Below are 17098 nucleotides of genomic sequence, written 5' to 3'. Positions count from 1 at the left end.
TAAACATCATTCCCTAAGCCGCCAGACATCAGGTCAGCATCCGCGCCGCCATCGATATTGTCATCCCCTTCATTGCCCATGATAACGTCGTTACCCATGCCTCCCAACAAGGTATCGGCACCACCTCCTCCATTCAGCGTGTCGTTGCCAGCCAAAGAATCGATATTGTCATTAGTATCTGTACCAAGCAAATCGTCATTATTTGCGGTTCCTGTGATATAAGTTACATCGTCACTACCTTGTATATTAAATGTCAAGATGGCACTACTACTTAAACCATGAATATCAGTGATTGTATAGGTAAAGCTATCTATGACTGACTGGCCTGCCACAAGTGACTGCGTATCTATATCGTTATTATTTAATATATAACTATAAGAACCATCCGAATTTAACACTAAATCGCCATAGCGCCCTGTTGTTACAAAACCAACACTACTATTATAAACTCCTGAAACACTTAATATTTCTCCAATAGATAACAATAAATCTGCATCAGTATCATTAGTAAGCACATTACCTGTACGTATGCTGATTCCCGTCTCCCCAATTCCTTCTTCAATTAACAACTCAGAGACATTATCATTAAATGCGATTGGAGCATCATTTATAGCCTCCAAAATAGATAAGACATGGCCATTAAAGCCAATGTATTCTATATTTTTTAATATATCTATATCATCATTAATTTTTATCCGAGCCCCCTCAGCAAGACTCTCTATAAAGTAGTTAGACCAACTTAAACTATACAAAACAGTATCAATACCAGATGCGCCATCTAAAATATTACTTGCTGAATTTGCTATAATAATATTATCTAAACTATTACCTATAGCCTCGCTAGCCATACCTGACAAGGTTATATTTTCTATATTGGTATAATTCTCCAAGGAAAAATTCACACTAGCATTAATGGTATCTATTCCTTGATTAGATAACTCGTTAATAGTATCTGATGTACTATCCACAAAGTATGTATCATTTCCTACACCCCCTACTAAGGTATCAATACCCGTCCCTCCAATGAGAGTATCATTTCCGTCCATCCCTGATAGGGTATTATTGAGTGAATTACCAATTAACACATTATCTAAGCTATTACCTACTGCATTAGATGCCTGCCCCTTTAAGCTAATATTTTCAACATGTAGTATAGAAGATAGAGAAAAATTCACTGTAGACTGAATAGTATCAGTCCCTTGAGCCAATAATTCTGTGATGGTATCCGTTGTGCTATCAACAATATAAGTATCATCACCTGTACCGCCAATCAGCGTGTCTATACCAGATCCGCCATCTAAGGTATCATTACCAGCACCTCCATCTAGTACATTATGACTATTATTACTGTTCGTCGCACCACTTAATACGTTATTTAAGTGATTACCTGTTCCATTAGTTTGAGTTTGCCTATTACTTAAGAATAGATTTTCAACATTACTAAAACTCACTAATGACATACTAAATGCTGCATTAATTGTGTCAATCCCTTCATTTTCATTCTCAATGACTATATCGTTAACATTATCAATTTCATAAGTATCATTACCTTGCCCACCGATTAAGGTATCTATTCCTACACCTCCATCAATGGCGTTATTCCCAGCATTGCCTGTTATTATATTATTTAATCCATTCCCTATGGCATATATAGGATTATCACCTATTAAGGTGAGATTTTCCACATTATCCTCTAAAAAATGGCCTGCACTAGAATATACAATATCATGGCCATCATTTAAGTCTATAATAAATATATCACTAGCATTATTACTATCTCCAGCCACTAAATTAGTTGCACTGCTCGTAAATAAAAGCTTTCCTCCATCATTAGAGAGTACAGGCATAATACTTTGATTATTCAGCTGCACATTATTAGCAAGATTAATTCGTATAACATCACCATTCTCTAAATTCTTTACAAATATATCAGAAGTACTATTAGTATCTCCGCTTACTAAATTACTAGCGTAACTGTCAAATATAATTTTTTTGCCATCTTTAGAAAAAATAGCGTATTGACTTTCACCATTCGCAATTTGGCCAGTCACATTTCTAGTCACACATATTAATTCCCCCGTATTTAAATCTTTAACAAAATAATCTAATGCATTATTATTATCTCCTACAATTAAATTACTGGCTGCACTTTGAAATAACACCTTTTGTCCGTCTGGTGCAAATATTGGCCTATAGCTTTCATAATTTGCTTGTGTCCCATTAGTACTTGTACTCACACGCGAGACCAAACCCGTTTGTAAATCTTTTACAAAAATATCAAAAGAAAAGTTAGTATCACCATTTATTAAATTAGATGCATAACTACTAAACGTTATTTTTTTACCATCCGCAGAAAGATTATATTCATAAGTATCTCCATCCGCTTGGATACCCTGACTATTTGTTGTAAGACGGGTAACAATACCCGTTTGTAAATCTTTTACAAAAATATCAGATGCACTATTTGTGTCGCCAGATACCAAATTATTCGCTGTACTTGTGAAAATAACTTTTGTACCGTCTACAGAAAAAGTCGCATTTTGACTTGCTCCATTTGCTTGATTGCCACTAGCATCCCTACTGACACAGCTAACAACCCCTGTCACTAAGTCTTTAATAAAAATATCTGCTACGTTATTTGTATCACCAGCAACCAAATTATTCGCTGTGCTGGTAAAAATGATTTTTGTACCGTCTGCAGAAAAAGTCGCATTTTGACTTGCTCCATTTGCTTGATTGCCGCTAGCATCTCTACTGACACAGCTAACAACTCCTGTCACTAAGTCTTTAATAAAAATATCTGCTACGTTATTTGTATCACCAGCAACCAAATTATTCGCTGTACTTGTGAAAACGACTTTTGTACCGTCTACAGAAAAAGTCGCATTTTGACTTGCTCCATTTGCTTGTGCTTGCGTACTAGAGAGACTAAGCCTAACAATAGAGTTTTCTTCAATAACAACATCCCTTTCATTGTCAAGCCAATATGTGTCGTTATCAAAGCCGCCAACTAAGGTATCTACGCCAAGACCTCCAACTAACGTGTCATTACCGTATCCGCCTGTCAGCCGATTATTTGCGCTATTGCCTTCTATTAGATTTGCTAAGAAATTGCCTGTCGCATCACTGAGACTATTACCTGTTAAGCGCAGATTTTCGACCTGCGCGAGAGTAAAAATAGAATAGCTAGCGCTCACATTGATGGTATCTATTCCGCCACTAGATTTCTCGTCGACAGTATCCGTCAAATCAATAATATAGCTATCATCACCAGCACCTCCTATGAGCGTATCAGAGCCTAGACCCCCATCTAAGGTATCGTCACCATCGAAACCGTAAATCTCATCAGTTGTATCCGTACCCAGTAAAAAATCACTGTCTAAGGTGCCGTTAATAGTCGTCATATACAATTACCTCAAGGGCGAATCAGAAAAGTCAGGGGTATTGTCTGGTATCAAACGTTAGTTTGATGAGTGTTTAATTGTTATACAAAATCTAACTATAATTTTTTTTATATTAAGTCTCAAGTCAGAGACAACTAAATTCTCTCTAGATAAAAATTTTCTTTTTTGCATCCAATTCCCTTTTCTTTGCGTATGAATAACAGCAAGTCGATTTTGTTTAAGACAAAACAGCATCGGTTTAGGGCTTACGCCTTCTTTAGCTAGCACTTTCTCCTCTAAGAACCGCTAATAAAGATAACGGCGCATGGCGTAAGCCCTACCTTTTTTACATGACAAGGTTATTTGTAAGTGCTTGTCATACTGCAAAAAGAATTTGGAAGAATAGGCAAAGTGGTCGTTCATAGGACAAAAAAACTTGTCATATCTTTGTTCAGTGTTGTTAATGGGGAATTAGTCTATCTTTTGTATAGCACAAAACAAACATAAAGTTTATTTTTTGTGCTATATATACAGTATCAACACATTTTGTATAGTACATTTCTTATGAAAATAGCAGTCATTGGCTCAGGTATTTCAGGACTTAGTTGTGCATGGTTATTAGCGCATAAACATGCAGTGACTGTATTTGAACAACAACACTATGCGGGTGGTCACAGTAACGCCGTAGATGTGACGCTGGATGGTTTGCGTTATCCTGTGGATACAGGCTTTTTAGTCTTTAACGAACAAACCTATCCCAATTTATTAAATTTATTTGCGGTGTTAGGTGTTGAATACGCTAATACGGATATGGGCTTCAGTGTGCGTTTACCACATGAAAATATTGAATGGGCAGGCAGTAATATTGGTACGTTATTTGCCCAAAAACGTAATTTATTACGACCTTCTTTTTGGTTGATGATTAAAGATATTCTTCGCTTTAACAAAGAGGCACCCGAACTCTTAATTCAAGCGCAAAAGCATCAGTATACACTAGGGCAGTTACTTCAAGTTGGCGGTTATAGTAAAGCCTTTGCCGAATGGTATTTGCTGCCGATGGGTGCAGCTATTTGGTCAACCCCCCCTGCGGGCATGGAGGACTTTCCTGCACAATCCTTTTTGCAATTTTGTCTTAATCATGGCTTGTTACAAGTCAACAATCGTCCTCAATGGTTGACGGTGAAAGGCAGTTCACGCGAATATGTCAAACGTTTATGTGCAGGTATCGGTGATGTACGCTTAAACACTGCTATTACAAAGGTGGAACGTAGCGCTCATGGAGTGATTGTACATACGCAAACAGAATCACTGCATTTTGATGCGGTTGTCATGGCCTGTCATAGTGACCAAACCTTGTCTTTATTGGCTGATGCATCGGCACAAGAGCAAGCCATTTTATCGGCGGTACGTTATGCGCCTAATAAAGCCTATTTACATACCGACCAAAGCGTGATGCCCGCACGTCGTCAAGCATGGTCGGCATGGAACTACTATACTGCCAAAACACCAGACCGTCAGCGTCCTGTTGCAGTGACTTATTGGTTAAATAAACTACAACCCCTGCCTTTTAGCACCCCGTTATTTGTCACCCTTAATCCCCCTGAGCCGATTGAGCCAAGTACCATTTTGGCTGAATTTGACTATGCACACCCACAATTAGATGCGGCTGCCTACGATGCTCAGCAAAAACTCAGTGCCATTCAGGGACTAGGTGGTGTGTACTACTGTGGCGCATGGACGGGCTATGGTTTTCACGAGGATGGCCTAAAAGCAGGTCTACGGGTGGCCAAATTACTCAACGCCAATATTCCTTGGCAAGCGATACTCTAGGGGCATCGGCATGAATGAGTGGCTTTATACAGGTACAGTAGCGCATAAACGCTTAGGTTTGGCAGCACACGCCTTCCAGTACCCTGCCCTGTTTTTATGTTTTCCACTCTCTGCACGTCAAGAGCTTAAAAACGCTTGTTTTGGTTACAACCGCTTTAATTTGTTTAGCTTTCATGAGGCCGACCACGGCGACACCCGTGACTGCGAACAGTGGGTTCGTCGTATTCTTGCCGACCATCAATTAAACACGCTTTGCCAAGGCGATATTTGGCTACAAACACAACCGCGTATTTTGGGTTTTGTTTTTAATCCTGTCAGTTTTTGGTACTGCCACGATAAAGACGAACAACTGCGTGCGGTACTGTGTGAGGTCAATAATACCTTTGGTGAACGGCACTGTTATTTATTAACTGCACCCGAACAGGCTGTGATTAGCTCAACGACGGCGCTGCAATGCCAAAAAATATTCCATGTCTCGCCCTTTTTCCCCGTCGAAGGCGAATATCGTTTTCGTTTTTATCAACAAGGACAACAACGGTCTGTCAGCATTAATTATTGGCAACATCAAGAATTAAAACTGAAAACTGTGGTCACAGGTAAAGCCATGCCTTTATCTGCTTCTAATTTACTTAAATCTTTGCTGCACCTCGGTTGGTCAACTGTGTTAGTTGTCCTGCGTATTCATTGGCAAGCCTTAAAACTTTGGCGTAAAGGCGCGCACTTTTACCGTAAGCCAACGAAGCCTTCTTTGGAGATCAGTTCATGAGTACTAATAATTACAGCGTCACCCTCAAACAGTCCAGCATGCCACTTAAGGCGACACTGTTTGTCAAAATGCTAGAAAGACTCGACAACGGCACGATGCACTTGAGCCTGCCTAATGGTGAGACTTATGTGTTTACAGGTAAAAAAGCGGGGATTCATGCCACGCTGGATATTAAAAACTGGGCAGCTATCCAAAAAATTATGCAAAGTGGTGATATCGGCGTTGCGGAGGCTTACCGTGATGGCTGGATTGATAGCCCTAACATGTTAGATGTGTTGTTAATTGCGCTACATAACGAAAAAGCCTTAGACAATGCCCTATATGGCAATTTTTTAGGCACGTTGTTTTATCGTATCCGTCACTATTTTAATCGTAATACCCGCACTAATAGTAAAAAGAATATTCATGCACATTACGATATTGGTAATAGCTTTTATCGTTTATGGTTAGATGAGTCCATGACTTACTCTTCTGCCTTGTTTAGCGATACACGTTTTAATCTCGAAGAAGCCCAATACGCTAAATACGACCGTATGCTCAAACAATTAAATGTCAAAGCTGGCGACCATATCCTCGAAATTGGTTGTGGCTGGGGCGCATTTGCCGAGTATGCCGCTTGTCATTATGGCTGTTTTGTCACAGGCATTTCCTTATCTAAAGAACAATTAGCCTATGCCAAAGCACGCATCAAAAATACGGCTGCTGAGGGTAAAGTCCAATTTGAATTTCTAGATTATCGTGACCTCAAGGGTCAATACGATGCCATTGTGTCGATTGAAATGTTGGAGGCCGTTGGCGAAGAATGGTGGCCAAGCTACTTTAGCAAAGTGGCTAGCTGTCTAAAGAAAGGTGGTCGTGCCGCGATTCAAACCATCACCATTGCCAATGAGCGTTTTGCGAGCTACCGTCAAAAAACGGACTTCATCCAACAATACATTTTTCCTGGTGGCATGCTGCCTTCACCCGAGCAACTCGACAAACAAAGTCAACAAGCACACTTAAGCATTAAAGACCGTTTCGCCTTTGGTTTGGACTATGCGGCCACCCTTTCGCAATGGCGTGAACAATTTGACCAACACCTGCACGAAATTCGTGCGCAAGGTTTTGATGAAGCCTTTATTCGCTTATGGCGATTTTACTATTGGTACTGTGAAGCTGGCTTTTTGACTCAACGTACCGATGTTTATCAACTGGTTTTAGAGCATCAATAAATGAACTACCGTGCGCCCGCGCTTTTACTGACTGCACTTAGCTTAACTGCCTGTTCATCTCAACAGATTGAACACTATCAAGCCTCGCAGCCCAGCTTAGACCTCAAACAATTTCTGAATGGTGAGTTGCAAGCATGGGGACAGTTTCAAGACCGTTCGGGCACACTGGTAAAACGCTTTCAGGTACAAATGACAGGGACATGGCAAGGGACTCAAGGTCAGTTAGTTGAAAACTTCAGCTATGACGATGGAACTAAACAACAACGCATCTGGTATTTAACCGATTTAGGTCAAGGTCGATATCAAGGGCGTGCATCTGACGTTGTTGGCGTCGCTCAAGGACAAGTTGCAGGCTCGGTGCTTAACTGGCATTACACGTTAGCACTGCCCGTAAATGGTAAAACTTACCATGTGCAATTTGATGACTGGATGTATTTGCACGACAGTCAGACCTTAGTTAACCGTGCCACAATGTCTAAATTTGGCTTCAAGTTAGGCGAAGTCACCTTATTTTTTAGGAAGAGCAATCCATGAGTCTTAACCGTCCTATTAGCTCTTGGCAACAACAACGGGTGTGGCTGGTTGGTGCTAGCTCAGGTATTGGCCTTGCTTTAGCACAACAACTTGCCCAAGCAGGTGCACGCATCGCCGTGAGCGCTCGTAACACCCATGCCTTAGCACAGTTTCAAGCAAGCTATCCAAATAGCCTCGCGCTTGGTCTCGACATTAACGATATTGAGCAATGTCAACAGGCGTATCAACAGATTATCACCGCTTGGCAAGGGCTAGACGTGGTTATCTTTTGTGCTGCCGACTACCAAGCCATGCGCGCATGGGAGCTATCGTCAGCACGCATGAAAGCGATGATGATGACCAACTATGGCGGGGCCTTACACATCATCGAAACCGTACTTGGCGACATGCTGGCGCACCAACAAGGTACGATTGCCGTCATCGCCAGTGTGGCTGGTTATATGGGCTTACCCAAATCACTCAGTTATGGCCCGACCAAAGCCGCTTTAATTAACCTATGTGAAACACTGTATTTAGATTTACACCCTAAAGGCATTAATGTCACGGTCATCAATCCGGGTTTTGTAGAAACACCGTTAACGGCCAATAATGACTTTAAGATGCCTGCACTCATCAGTCCAACAGAAGCAGCCGAAGCGATTATCCAAGGATTTGCTGCGGGCGACTTTGAAATTCACTTTCCCAAGCGCTTTACCAATAGTCTAAAGCTGATTCGTCGCTTGCCCTATCGCTTACAACTGCCTTTATTGGCTCGCGTGGAGCAAAAATCATGACGCACTTAAACCGTTTGGTAGCATGGTTTGAACAACTTAGCCCGACCTCTTTAGAGGACATCGCCACTATTTATCATGCCAACAGCTACTTCAAAGACCCTTTTAATGAGTTTTACCAACGCGATGAGTTAAAAAAGCTCTTTGCCAATATGTTTGAAAAATTACAAAACCCACGTTTTGTCATTGAGGAAACCATTAGTCAATCCAACAGTACATTCATCGTTTGGCATTTTGATTTTAGCTTACGACAGCGTCGCTTACAGATTAAAGGCAGCTCCCACATCAAATTTGATGAGACGGGCTTAGTCACTTATCACCGTGACTATTGGGACGCTGCTGAGGAGCTATACGAAAAACTACCCGTGATTGGTTACGTCTTTAAACAACTTAAAAAAATCGGCCACTAACTAATTGATGTGCTCACAACTTTCTGATGTGCACGTCAATGCCGAGCTGGAGAAGACCATGAATACCGTCGTTGCATCTATTTTACCCTTAAGTGACAACAAGAATTCCCTATTACCCATCAACGCTGTTGAGCGTGAAACAGGCATTTCTAAAGAGCTATTAAGAATGTGGGAGCGTCGTTATGACTTTCCTAAACCTCAACGCGATGAACAAGGCGACCGTGTTTACCCTGCCGAACAAATCAATAAATTACGTCTAATTCGTCGTTTATTAGATGCAGGTTTTAGACCTGGCAAAATCATCAATATGGAAATGCCCGCTTTAGAAGAATTACTATCCTCTAGTGCAGGCAATCCTAGCCCTTCGCTACCTAACAACTTAGCGACAGATTTATTAACCGTACTTAAAAGCCGTGAGCCACATAAAATCCGTCAGTACCTCAACCATCAGTTGATTCGTATGGGTTTACAGTCCTTTATTTTAGACTTAATGCAGCACGCTAATACCATTGTCGGTGATGCGTGGATTTCGGGCAAAATCGAAATTCATGAAGAGCACTTATATACCGAAGAAGTGCAAAATTTAATCCGACAATGTATTGGTAACTTACAACCTGCCACAGCCAGCCCACGTATTATGCTGACGACCGCGCCCGAAGAGTTACATACACTTGGCACATTGATGGTAGAAGCCTTGCTGCGCCTAGATAATGTAGATGCCGTTTCGTTTGGAGCGCAACTGCCGATTCGAGAAATCGTGCAAGGCGTGCAAAAAAGTAAAATGGATATTGTGATTTTGTCTTTTAGTGGCGCTTATCCGACCAATCGTGCTATCGACTTTTTAGAAGAGTTGCGCTTTAGATTACCCATGTCAGTCAATATCTGGGCAGGCGGTGCGGGTGTAAACCACAGTCGTCGCCATATTGATGGCGTACAAATCATTCCCGACTTACAACATATTCGGCAGGCTGTTTTACAATGGCGTCGTCTTAAGGGAATGAGAGCAGCGTAAATGGCACGTCACTTAATTTGGTTTCGTGCTGACTTACGCACCATTGACAACACAGCATTACACTCCGCTTGTTTAGACCCACAAGCGGAGGTGATTGCGCTGTTTTTTATCAGCACCGAACAATGGCAACAACACCAAATGGCAGGTTGCCGTGTTGACTTTGACCTCAGAACACTAACTGTTTTGAGTCAAACCTTGGCCACGCTAAATATTCCTTTAATCATTTGTCATAGCCCCCATTTTAATAGCCAAATTGACGATTTATCTGACTTTTGTAAACAACATCACATTGAGGCTGTTTACTATAATTTCCAATATGAAATCAACGAACGCAAACGTGACCTAGCGGTTAAAGAAAAACTCAGTCAAGCGGGTATTCACTGTTTCGGCTACCACGACCAATGTATTGTCGCACCCAGCACCCTATTAACAGGCGAAGGTAAATATTATTCCGTTTATACCCCTTTCAAAAAATCGTGGTTACAAGCGGTACAGCGTCAAGCTGTTGTCGTTTACCCTGCACCGCAAAAACGAATTTCCTGCCCACTGACGTCCTCTGTTGTCCCTAACGTGCTGAGTGAGTTCAGTTCGCACCTTAGTCCAGCATTCGCACAGCAAGAATGGCCTGCTGGCGAAGAAGTCGCCTTAACACGTTTACACGACTTTTGTCGGCATCATATCCGCCGTTACCAACAAGAGCGTGACTTTCCTGCTCTCAACCATACCAGTCGATTATCACCTTATTTAGCAAATGGCAGTTTATCCCTACGTCAATGTTATCAAGCCGCCACGCTAGAGGCGGCAGATTATGGCGCCAGTAAAGACATTGACCATTGGATTAGTGAACTCATTTGGCGTGATTTTTATAAGCACATTATGGTTGGCTTTTCGCGGGTTTGTAAGCATTTACCGTTTCGCTTAGAAACCAGACAGCTCAAATGGCGACATGATGAAGCGGACTTTCAACGCTGGTGTGACGGGAAGACAGGTTTTCCATTAGTCGATGCTGCCATGCGTCAGCTCAATACCACAGGCTGGATGCACAATCGATTGCGAATGGTGACCGCCATGTTTTTAACTAAAGATTTGTTTATAGACTGGCGCTGGGGCGAACGCTATTTTATGGAGCGGTTGATTGATGGTGACTTGTCTGCTAACAATGGTGGCTGGCAATGGAGCGCGTCTACAGGAAATGATGCTGCACCCTATTTTCGTATTTTTAATCCTGCCCGCCAAAGTGAAAAATTTGACCCACAAGGTACGTTTATTCGCCAATTTGTCCCCGAGTTAGCGCATTTAGACGATAAGCAAATCCACGAACCACATGCTAAACAATTTCAAGTAGGACTCAACTATCCCACCCCCATGGTAAATCATAAGACCGCCAGCGCTGAAACTATTCAGCACTTTCAATCCTTAAAGCAAATTGACGGTGGATAGCGCACATCAAATCGCTAAATTTCGTATAATCTCGGCCTTTTAAGACACGACTTGGCTGTTGATAGCGACAAAGAAGCATTCTTTCTTTGCCACTACCAGCCACCAATTTAGGAATACCAAGAGATTATTATGCGTTTTCTAGCCTTCTTTTTATTAAGCACTTATAGCCTTTATAGTCTTGCCGATGAACCACCAAAAATATGGCAAGGTATGCTTGATATGGGCTACTTAAGCAGTATGGGCTCTACCAGTGGCAGCAAAGAAACCTTCAGAGGCAAGACCTCACTCACTCATAATGGTGATTATTGGATTCAAATTTTTAGTGCAGAAGGCTTAAGTGTTCGTGATGAAGTGCCGACAACCAACGATAGCGAACGCTACTTAGCGGCTTACAAAGCACGTCATTTTTTTGCTGAGCGAAACTTTTTTACACTAAGGTTGCAATGGGAAAAGGATATGCTAAGTGCCTCAGAATACCAAGCATTTGGTTCATTAGGTTTAGGCCGTGAATTAGTCAAAACCGAAGCACACTTCTTGAAAATCGAAACAGGGCCTGGTATCCGTCACAGTGAGCTACGTTTTGCACCGCCTAAAGATGAGGCAATTGCGTTATTTAGCTGGGATTATGACTGGAAAATCAATCCACATACCAAGTTCATTCATAAGGGAACGGTAGAAGCTGGGGAATATAACACCATTACACGCGTCAATAATCAGTTAAAACAAAACATCACCAAAGTGATTGCCCTGAGTATTAACCACGACTATAAGCATGATGATGGTGAAAAAAACACACGTGAAGGCGTATTCAGTATTGGACTTAATTATCAGTTCTAAATAGGGTCTCATCAATAGATTTTTATTGCTCTTTGTATTGACACGACACCATAGGCGCCGCGTTTTCACTTCTTGGCGCCGTTAAACACCTTTTAATCATCTTGAATTAAATTCGATGTATTAGCTGATATTGCCACCCACTGCATGACATCCCATGTAATAAACCCAAAAACAAAAAAGCCCATAATTCTTTAATTATGGGCTTTTAAGTGCTAGACTTTAGGTCTTATAGCTTAATATGGCTCCCCAACCTGGACTCGAACCAGGGACACACGGATTAACAGTCCGTTGCTCTACCGACTGAGCTATTGGGGAACATCGTTCGGTGAGGCGGTATAATATAGATTTTTTATAATAGGTCAATAGTCTCTTTTAATCATTTGAACATTTATTGCACAATCAAAGACTTATTGCTAATTTTTCAATCAGAATCCGTATTTTTAGTACCCAAAAATGACTAAATATTTAGTCTGCCCCCTCTCCACTCTTACATACTAGGGTCTGTTGACGTTTTGCGTGTTAGCCGCGTTACTGATAAAAATCGCCTCAGACAAGGCACCAAACTCAGCCAATAGTGATTCTATTCGCCAGTTTTGTCACACAGTATGATGCGCTTTTAACGCAACCCAAAATATCATCATTTGATTCTTCTAGTGGCATACGAAAACATACTCGCTCTGTTTCAATGGCTACGACACTCACTATAACCCCTAAATACTTTTACTGAGTTTTTTGATAACTGGACTTAAACAGATTATTTTTCAAACATAAAAATATGACTTATGTCACTGGTCTTCAAAAACAAACACTTCGTCAAAATTATATTGTTTTTTGTTGCTTTATAAAGAGACTTGGTAACAGAAATCAGCATGACTGTAGCGTCCATATTTAATCTAAAGTATAGATGATAGGAATTTAGCACGAAAAATATTGTGGTAATTTGGGAGATATCATTCAAAAAATCACTGAAACAAGTAGCCATATAGTTCTACTTCACTTATTTTAGCTTTTTCCAAGATGTTCGCATCTTCAGCATCACATTGTACGAACTAAGCATTTGATTTTTAAAGATATTGATGTTTTTTACATTATGTAACAAGTTTGAATAAAAAGCACTACAAATTGGATTTTGGTGCTTGAAAAGACCGTTAAATAGGCGCATATTTAAATTATGGATATACGGAAGTGCTTAAAAAAGAGATCACTATGATGAAAATTTCTATTTTATTATTGGATACCCCTCCTCCCAATAGGCAATTCTAAGTATCACAGCCAACCGATTATTTCTAACATATTTATTTGTAATTTATAAAATAGCGAGTCTGCTATGGGCGCTAAAGTACATTCTATTAGTTGCGTATCGAGCCAAGAGCAACAAATCATGTTGCTTAAGTCGCTATTCAATATTATTAATATTGGCCATCGCAACAATAGTTTGATTCAGTGGGACTTCTTGGACGAAGGGAAATCGGATGTTATTATTTTCGATTACGATGATAATTTGCCCGTACCAGATGTCTTTAACAATCGGATTACGGTCGGCTTTAGTCGTGACTATCAAAAAGTTAAGCACTTGCCGTTCTTTCTGATTAAGCCCGTACGTTCTAGAGACCTCATGCAATTACTGTCTGCTCTAGATGATTGTATGCTGGGCGTTAGTGAAAGTAATTTGCCTAAAATCAAAGATGTCACCCGTCCTTCTTTAGCCGCTATTCAACTGGCGCAAAGCGTGTACACTACGAATCACCTCGACACAATTTTAGAGATTTTGCGTAAACATCCTAAATGCACCATCAAAGTACAGGTTGAAAGCAGCTTCATCTATATAGACAATGACCGCAAAAAAGTATTTTTACCTGATACCTTTAATTATGCCAACTTCATGTCTGGTCATGAATTAAATTTCAACCCTTTAGCATTGTTGCCTGACAATATTCCCTTAAAAACCGTGACATTCGCTGATTTTTTCTATGAATTCACGATTCAACAACAAGATGCTCAACTCTTATCCGAGTTACAAGACAGTTCATTATTCCAAATCAAACAGTGGCCACAATTTTTGAATAGCAAAAATACCAAAGCATTGATTCAGGTCTCGGCTTATTTTTCTAAGCGTAAAGCGACTTTACAACTGGCAGCGAAAGACCTTTCCTTAGGCCTCAGTGAATTGATTGGTTTTCTCAATGCCGTTCATGCACAAAATTTATTACTATTTGAAGCCGCATTACCCTCGACAAATTCTATTGCGAGGACTATACAAATGGAGCCAAAAGCGGCAATTGCAGTGGATGCACCGCCACCTCCACCTGCAAAGACAGAAAGCAAAATAGGCGGCTTGTTCGGTCGAATCCGTCAACGCTTAGGACTATAGGATAACAATAATATGGGTGAGCTGAAGTTTATTTTTACGGGCACACCGGGTGCAGGAAAAACAACTGCCATTACCTCAATCAGTGACTATCCCCCTATCTGTACGGATATGTTAACCACAGATGAGCTGCAAGATATTAAAGAAGGGACAACGGTCGCCATGGACTTTGGTGAGTTTACTTTAGAAAGTGGTGAAAAAATCTTACTTTATGGTACACCAGGTCAAGAACGGTTTAGACACATGTGGGAAATTTTGGTCACAGGTGGCTTAGGACTCATTATTTTAGTTGATAACAGCCGCCCAAATCCACTTTCTGATTTAACAATGTATTTAACGAATTTTAAGGATTTTATTGAACGCGCGGGTGCTGTGGTGGCTATCACCCGCTGGGAAACCCACCCTGACCCCAGTATTGATAAATTTCAAGATGTACTGAGTGACTTTGGGGTTGTACTACCAATTATGGAAGCTGACCCACGCAAAAAAGAAGATGTTTTAATGTTATTAGATATGTTAATGGCGGTTGTTGAAATGAATCAGCCAAATATGAATATTGGAGATGATGATAATGAATATCACGACGCGCTTCTCTCTCTCTGAGTCGAGCAAAGCATTAATACATGAAGTATTTCATGAAATGATGGATTCATGTCATGGCATTACTGGTTTGTTAATTTCTACGGTTGATGGCCATGTAGTAACGTCTTTATTTCGTGCCAACATGCAAGATACACGTTTAGCGGCGATGACGAGTTCCATGTTAGCGTTGGGTGAAAGTTTATCTAAAGAGGCCAATCAAAATTTATGTAAGTATGTGATTGTGCAAAACTCTGAAGGTATGATTGTGACCCAGCGTTTTGGTAAGTCCTTAGTCTTAACTGCGATTGCTGACCAAAGTACCAATTTGGGTATGCTACATAGTGTGACCCGTGTCGGTGCCAATAAATTGGCTGCCTTCAAAAAAGATTAATGTATTTATCGGTCGTGAGGCTAAAAGTTCCCCCCTTTATTGTTAATAAACTTCTATGTAATAGAAAATAGCAATGGAGGAATCAGCATCTCTCCCAACAGGAATGTCTTCATGACTAGGAGAGATGTGCGGCAAGGCATTGCCGTCTAGTCGTAGGAAGCTCCCTCTTCATATCACTGTGTAGAATGGGCAAAATGTCAAACAACACCGTAATTTCTACGGTTATTAAAACTTAAAGTCAAAAAATAGAGGATAACATTATGGCTAAGTTTACTATTGAACCCTTATCAGATATTGATGGTTTTGTTGCTGCTGCTTTAGTTGATTCAGATAGTGGTTTGGCAATGGCCAAAGCAGGTGGCGGTGTTGACCTAGACCTCGCAGCGGCTGGTAATGCTGAGGTGGTACGCGCTAAACGTCGTGTTGCGAGTGCCCTTAACTTAAATGACGATATTGAAGATATTTTAATTACCTTAGGTAAAGCCTATCATTTAATTCGTCCTTTAGAAAGCAATCGTAGCTTGTTTATTTATCTCGTGTTAGACCGTAAACGCGCTAACTTAGCGATGGCTCGCCACGAGTTAAAATCCTTCGAAAAAACCTTAGATTTCTCTTAATTCACGCGTGTGAATCAGAAAGTTTAAGCGTATGCTTTGAGCTGTGTCGAAGAGCTATCCTCTTCGACAGGCTTAACAAATAGTAGACTAATTTTTTGCAAAACGATGTAGTAAACCAAAGGCAATACCTAATCCAACGCCTGTTAATAAGCCAATTAAATGGGCTGAATTAGCAAACTGGCCAAGTACATTATCTAATATGCCGCTATAACCAATCATTAACCATACAATCATAAAAATCACAATCGCAGGTCGCAAACGAAAGCCAACCTTAGGATTAAGGATGGGATAAAGCCAAATATAGCCTAATAATCCATATACCACGCCCGACAAGCCACCAAAACCTACCCCATAAAAAGATTGGGCAAAATTACTCAATAACGCCGTGGCTAAAAACACGCCTATTAGCTGCATTTTAGATTGACTTTGTTCGATTAGCCCACCTAAATCCCACCACCAAATTAAATTAAATAGCAGATGTAACAAGCTAAAATGCAAAAATACTGGCGTGAGTAGCCGCCAATATTCATGCGTGTGCTTTATATTTTCTGGGTAGCTCAAGGCATCAAACACCGGCTTACCCAACAAGGCAAATATTATAAAAGTCGTTATACACACTACACTTATCATCAATGTGACTACGCCCGAACGCGCCCATAAATTACTTATGACATCTTGCACACTAAAAGCAGAATCATGGAGTTTTTCTTTGATGACCTCACCCGTTTGCCACGAGGCTTGCCAATAACGTGCATCATTCGGATTTTGGAGAAAGACTTTTAACTCCTGCTCTGCTACTGGCAGGTCTTCTTCTGTTAAGACCAAAATAGCAAAACGGTCAGGTTCAACTTCAATATGGTTATTAATTTTTAAGGACTTTAGGTAATCACTAAACGCTAAGGCAACACGATGCTCATTAAATGCGGCAAGTTCTATCATCTATGGGT

General features: G+C 40.8%; 15 protein-coding genes and 1 tRNA gene. 13 read left to right on the top strand and 3 right to left on the bottom strand.

Annotated elements, in window-relative coordinates:
• Positions 1 to 3404: beta strand repeat-containing protein (locus C8N29_RS13880; RefSeq protein ID WP_204509363.1), on the bottom strand; the 3404-nt coding region annotated here is incomplete at its 3' end.
• Positions 3405 to 3947: 543 nt separating this feature from the next.
• Between C8N29_RS13880 and C8N29_RS13875 the strand changes: the two genes are divergently transcribed.
• The 9 genes from C8N29_RS13875 to C8N29_RS13835 all read left to right on the top strand — a co-directional run bounded on the left by C8N29_RS13875 (position 3948) and on the right by C8N29_RS13835 (position 12193).
• Positions 3948 to 5213: an NAD(P)/FAD-dependent oxidoreductase gene (locus C8N29_RS13875; protein WP_107866671.1), complete on the top strand. Its 1266-nt coding sequence runs from the start codon at positions 3948 to 3950 to the stop codon at positions 5211 to 5213.
• A 10-nt stretch (positions 5214 to 5223) separates the two neighbouring features.
• Entirely contained in the window at positions 5224 to 5979 is a 756-nt protein-coding gene (locus C8N29_RS13870) for a DUF1365 domain-containing protein (protein ID WP_107866670.1), read from the top strand.
• Positions 5976 to 7190 (top strand): SAM-dependent methyltransferase, encoded by a 1215-nt coding sequence (locus C8N29_RS13865; protein ID WP_107866669.1) that lies wholly within the window; start codon positions 5976 to 5978, stop codon positions 7188 to 7190. The genes C8N29_RS13870 and C8N29_RS13865 overlap by 4 nt, the downstream gene beginning before the upstream one ends.
• A complete protein-coding gene (locus C8N29_RS13860; protein ID WP_107866668.1) occupies positions 7191 to 7724 on the top strand; it encodes a DUF3833 domain-containing protein in 534 nt (177 codons plus the stop codon).
• Positions 7721 to 8497, top strand: a complete 777-nt coding sequence (locus C8N29_RS13855) for an SDR family NAD(P)-dependent oxidoreductase (RefSeq protein WP_107866667.1) — start codon at positions 7721 to 7723, stop codon at positions 8495 to 8497. Before C8N29_RS13860 ends, C8N29_RS13855 begins: the two co-directional genes overlap by 4 nt.
• Positions 8494 to 8904, top strand: coding sequence for a nuclear transport factor 2 family protein (locus C8N29_RS13850; protein ID WP_107866666.1), 411 nt, complete (start codon positions 8494 to 8496; stop codon positions 8902 to 8904). Before C8N29_RS13855 ends, C8N29_RS13850 begins: the two co-directional genes overlap by 4 nt.
• A gap of 58 nt (positions 8905 to 8962) precedes the next feature.
• Entirely contained in the window at positions 8963 to 9916 is a 954-nt protein-coding gene (locus tag C8N29_RS13845) for a MerR family transcriptional regulator (RefSeq protein WP_170106998.1), read from the top strand.
• Positions 9917 to 11356 (top strand): deoxyribodipyrimidine photo-lyase, encoded by a 1440-nt coding sequence (gene phrB / locus C8N29_RS13840; RefSeq protein ID WP_107866664.1) that lies wholly within the window; start codon positions 9917 to 9919, stop codon positions 11354 to 11356. It abuts the gene before it with no gap.
• A 129-nt stretch (positions 11357 to 11485) separates the two neighbouring features.
• Entirely contained in the window at positions 11486 to 12193 is a 708-nt protein-coding gene (locus C8N29_RS13835) for a DUF481 domain-containing protein (RefSeq protein WP_107866663.1), read from the top strand.
• 239 nt (positions 12194 to 12432) lie between these two features.
• Here C8N29_RS13835 and C8N29_RS13830 read toward each other — a convergent pair.
• A tRNA-Asn gene (locus C8N29_RS13830) sits at positions 12433 to 12508 on the bottom strand.
• A 1012-nt stretch (positions 12509 to 13520) separates the two neighbouring features.
• On the opposite strand from C8N29_RS13830, the gene C8N29_RS13825 reads away from it, so the two are divergent.
• The 4 genes from C8N29_RS13825 (at position 13521) to C8N29_RS13810 (ending at position 16151) form a co-directional block, all read left to right on the top strand.
• Positions 13521 to 14564 (top strand): hypothetical protein, encoded by a 1044-nt coding sequence (locus tag C8N29_RS13825; RefSeq protein ID WP_107866662.1) that lies wholly within the window; start codon positions 13521 to 13523, stop codon positions 14562 to 14564.
• 12 nt (positions 14565 to 14576) lie between these two features.
• A complete protein-coding gene (locus tag C8N29_RS13820; RefSeq protein ID WP_107866661.1) occupies positions 14577 to 15164 on the top strand; it encodes a GTP-binding protein in 588 nt (195 codons plus the stop codon).
• Positions 15133 to 15534, top strand: a complete 402-nt coding sequence (locus tag C8N29_RS13815; protein ID WP_170106997.1) for a roadblock/LC7 domain-containing protein — start codon at positions 15133 to 15135, stop codon at positions 15532 to 15534. Before C8N29_RS13820 ends, C8N29_RS13815 begins: the two co-directional genes overlap by 32 nt.
• 260 nt (positions 15535 to 15794) lie before the next feature.
• Positions 15795 to 16151 carry a roadblock/LC7 domain-containing protein gene (locus C8N29_RS13810; protein WP_107866659.1) on the top strand — a complete coding sequence of 119 codons (357 nt, stop codon included), beginning with the start codon at positions 15795 to 15797 and terminating at the stop codon, positions 16149 to 16151.
• 87 nt (positions 16152 to 16238) lie between these two features.
• Here the strand turns inward: C8N29_RS13810 and glpG are convergent, their stop codons facing one another.
• A complete protein-coding gene (gene glpG, locus C8N29_RS13805) occupies positions 16239 to 17090 on the bottom strand; it encodes a rhomboid family intramembrane serine protease GlpG (protein ID WP_107866658.1) in 852 nt (283 codons plus the stop codon).
• Positions 17091 to 17098: the final 8 nt, after the last annotated feature.

Origin of the sequence: Agitococcus lubricus, from assembly GCF_003051055.1 — a bacterium.
Lineage (GTDB): Bacteria > Pseudomonadota > Gammaproteobacteria > Pseudomonadales > Moraxellaceae > Agitococcus > Agitococcus lubricus.
Note: the sequence above shows the minus strand (reverse complement) of the source record. Positions and strands in the feature narration are given on the sequence as shown.

Coding starts and splice junctions, on each gene's coding strand:
- C8N29_RS13875 (WP_107866671.1), top strand. CDS start 3,948: ATGAAAATAGCAGTCATTGGCTCAGGTATTTCAGGACTTAGTTGTGCA.
- C8N29_RS13870 (WP_107866670.1), top strand. CDS start 5,224: ATGAATGAGTGGCTTTATACAGGTACAGTAGCGCATAAACGCTTAGGT.
- C8N29_RS13865 (WP_107866669.1), top strand. CDS start 5,976: ATGAGTACTAATAATTACAGCGTCACCCTCAAACAGTCCAGCATGCCA.
- C8N29_RS13860 (WP_107866668.1), top strand. CDS start 7,191: ATGAACTACCGTGCGCCCGCGCTTTTACTGACTGCACTTAGCTTAACT.
- C8N29_RS13855 (WP_107866667.1), top strand. CDS start 7,721: ATGAGTCTTAACCGTCCTATTAGCTCTTGGCAACAACAACGGGTGTGG.
- C8N29_RS13850 (WP_107866666.1), top strand. CDS start 8,494: ATGACGCACTTAAACCGTTTGGTAGCATGGTTTGAACAACTTAGCCCG.
- C8N29_RS13845 (WP_170106998.1), top strand. CDS start 8,963: ATGAATACCGTCGTTGCATCTATTTTACCCTTAAGTGACAACAAGAAT.
- phrB (WP_107866664.1), top strand. CDS start 9,917: ATGGCACGTCACTTAATTTGGTTTCGTGCTGACTTACGCACCATTGAC.
- C8N29_RS13835 (WP_107866663.1), top strand. CDS start 11,486: ATGCGTTTTCTAGCCTTCTTTTTATTAAGCACTTATAGCCTTTATAGT.
- C8N29_RS13825 (WP_107866662.1), top strand. CDS start 13,521: ATGGGCGCTAAAGTACATTCTATTAGTTGCGTATCGAGCCAAGAGCAA.
- C8N29_RS13820 (WP_107866661.1), top strand. CDS start 14,577: ATGGGTGAGCTGAAGTTTATTTTTACGGGCACACCGGGTGCAGGAAAA.
- C8N29_RS13815 (WP_170106997.1), top strand. CDS start 15,133: ATGAATATCACGACGCGCTTCTCTCTCTCTGAGTCGAGCAAAGCATTA.
- C8N29_RS13810 (WP_107866659.1), top strand. CDS start 15,795: ATGGCTAAGTTTACTATTGAACCCTTATCAGATATTGATGGTTTTGTT.
- glpG (WP_107866658.1), bottom strand. CDS start 17,090: ATGATAGAACTTGCCGCATTTAATGAGCATCGTGTTGCCTTAGCGTTT.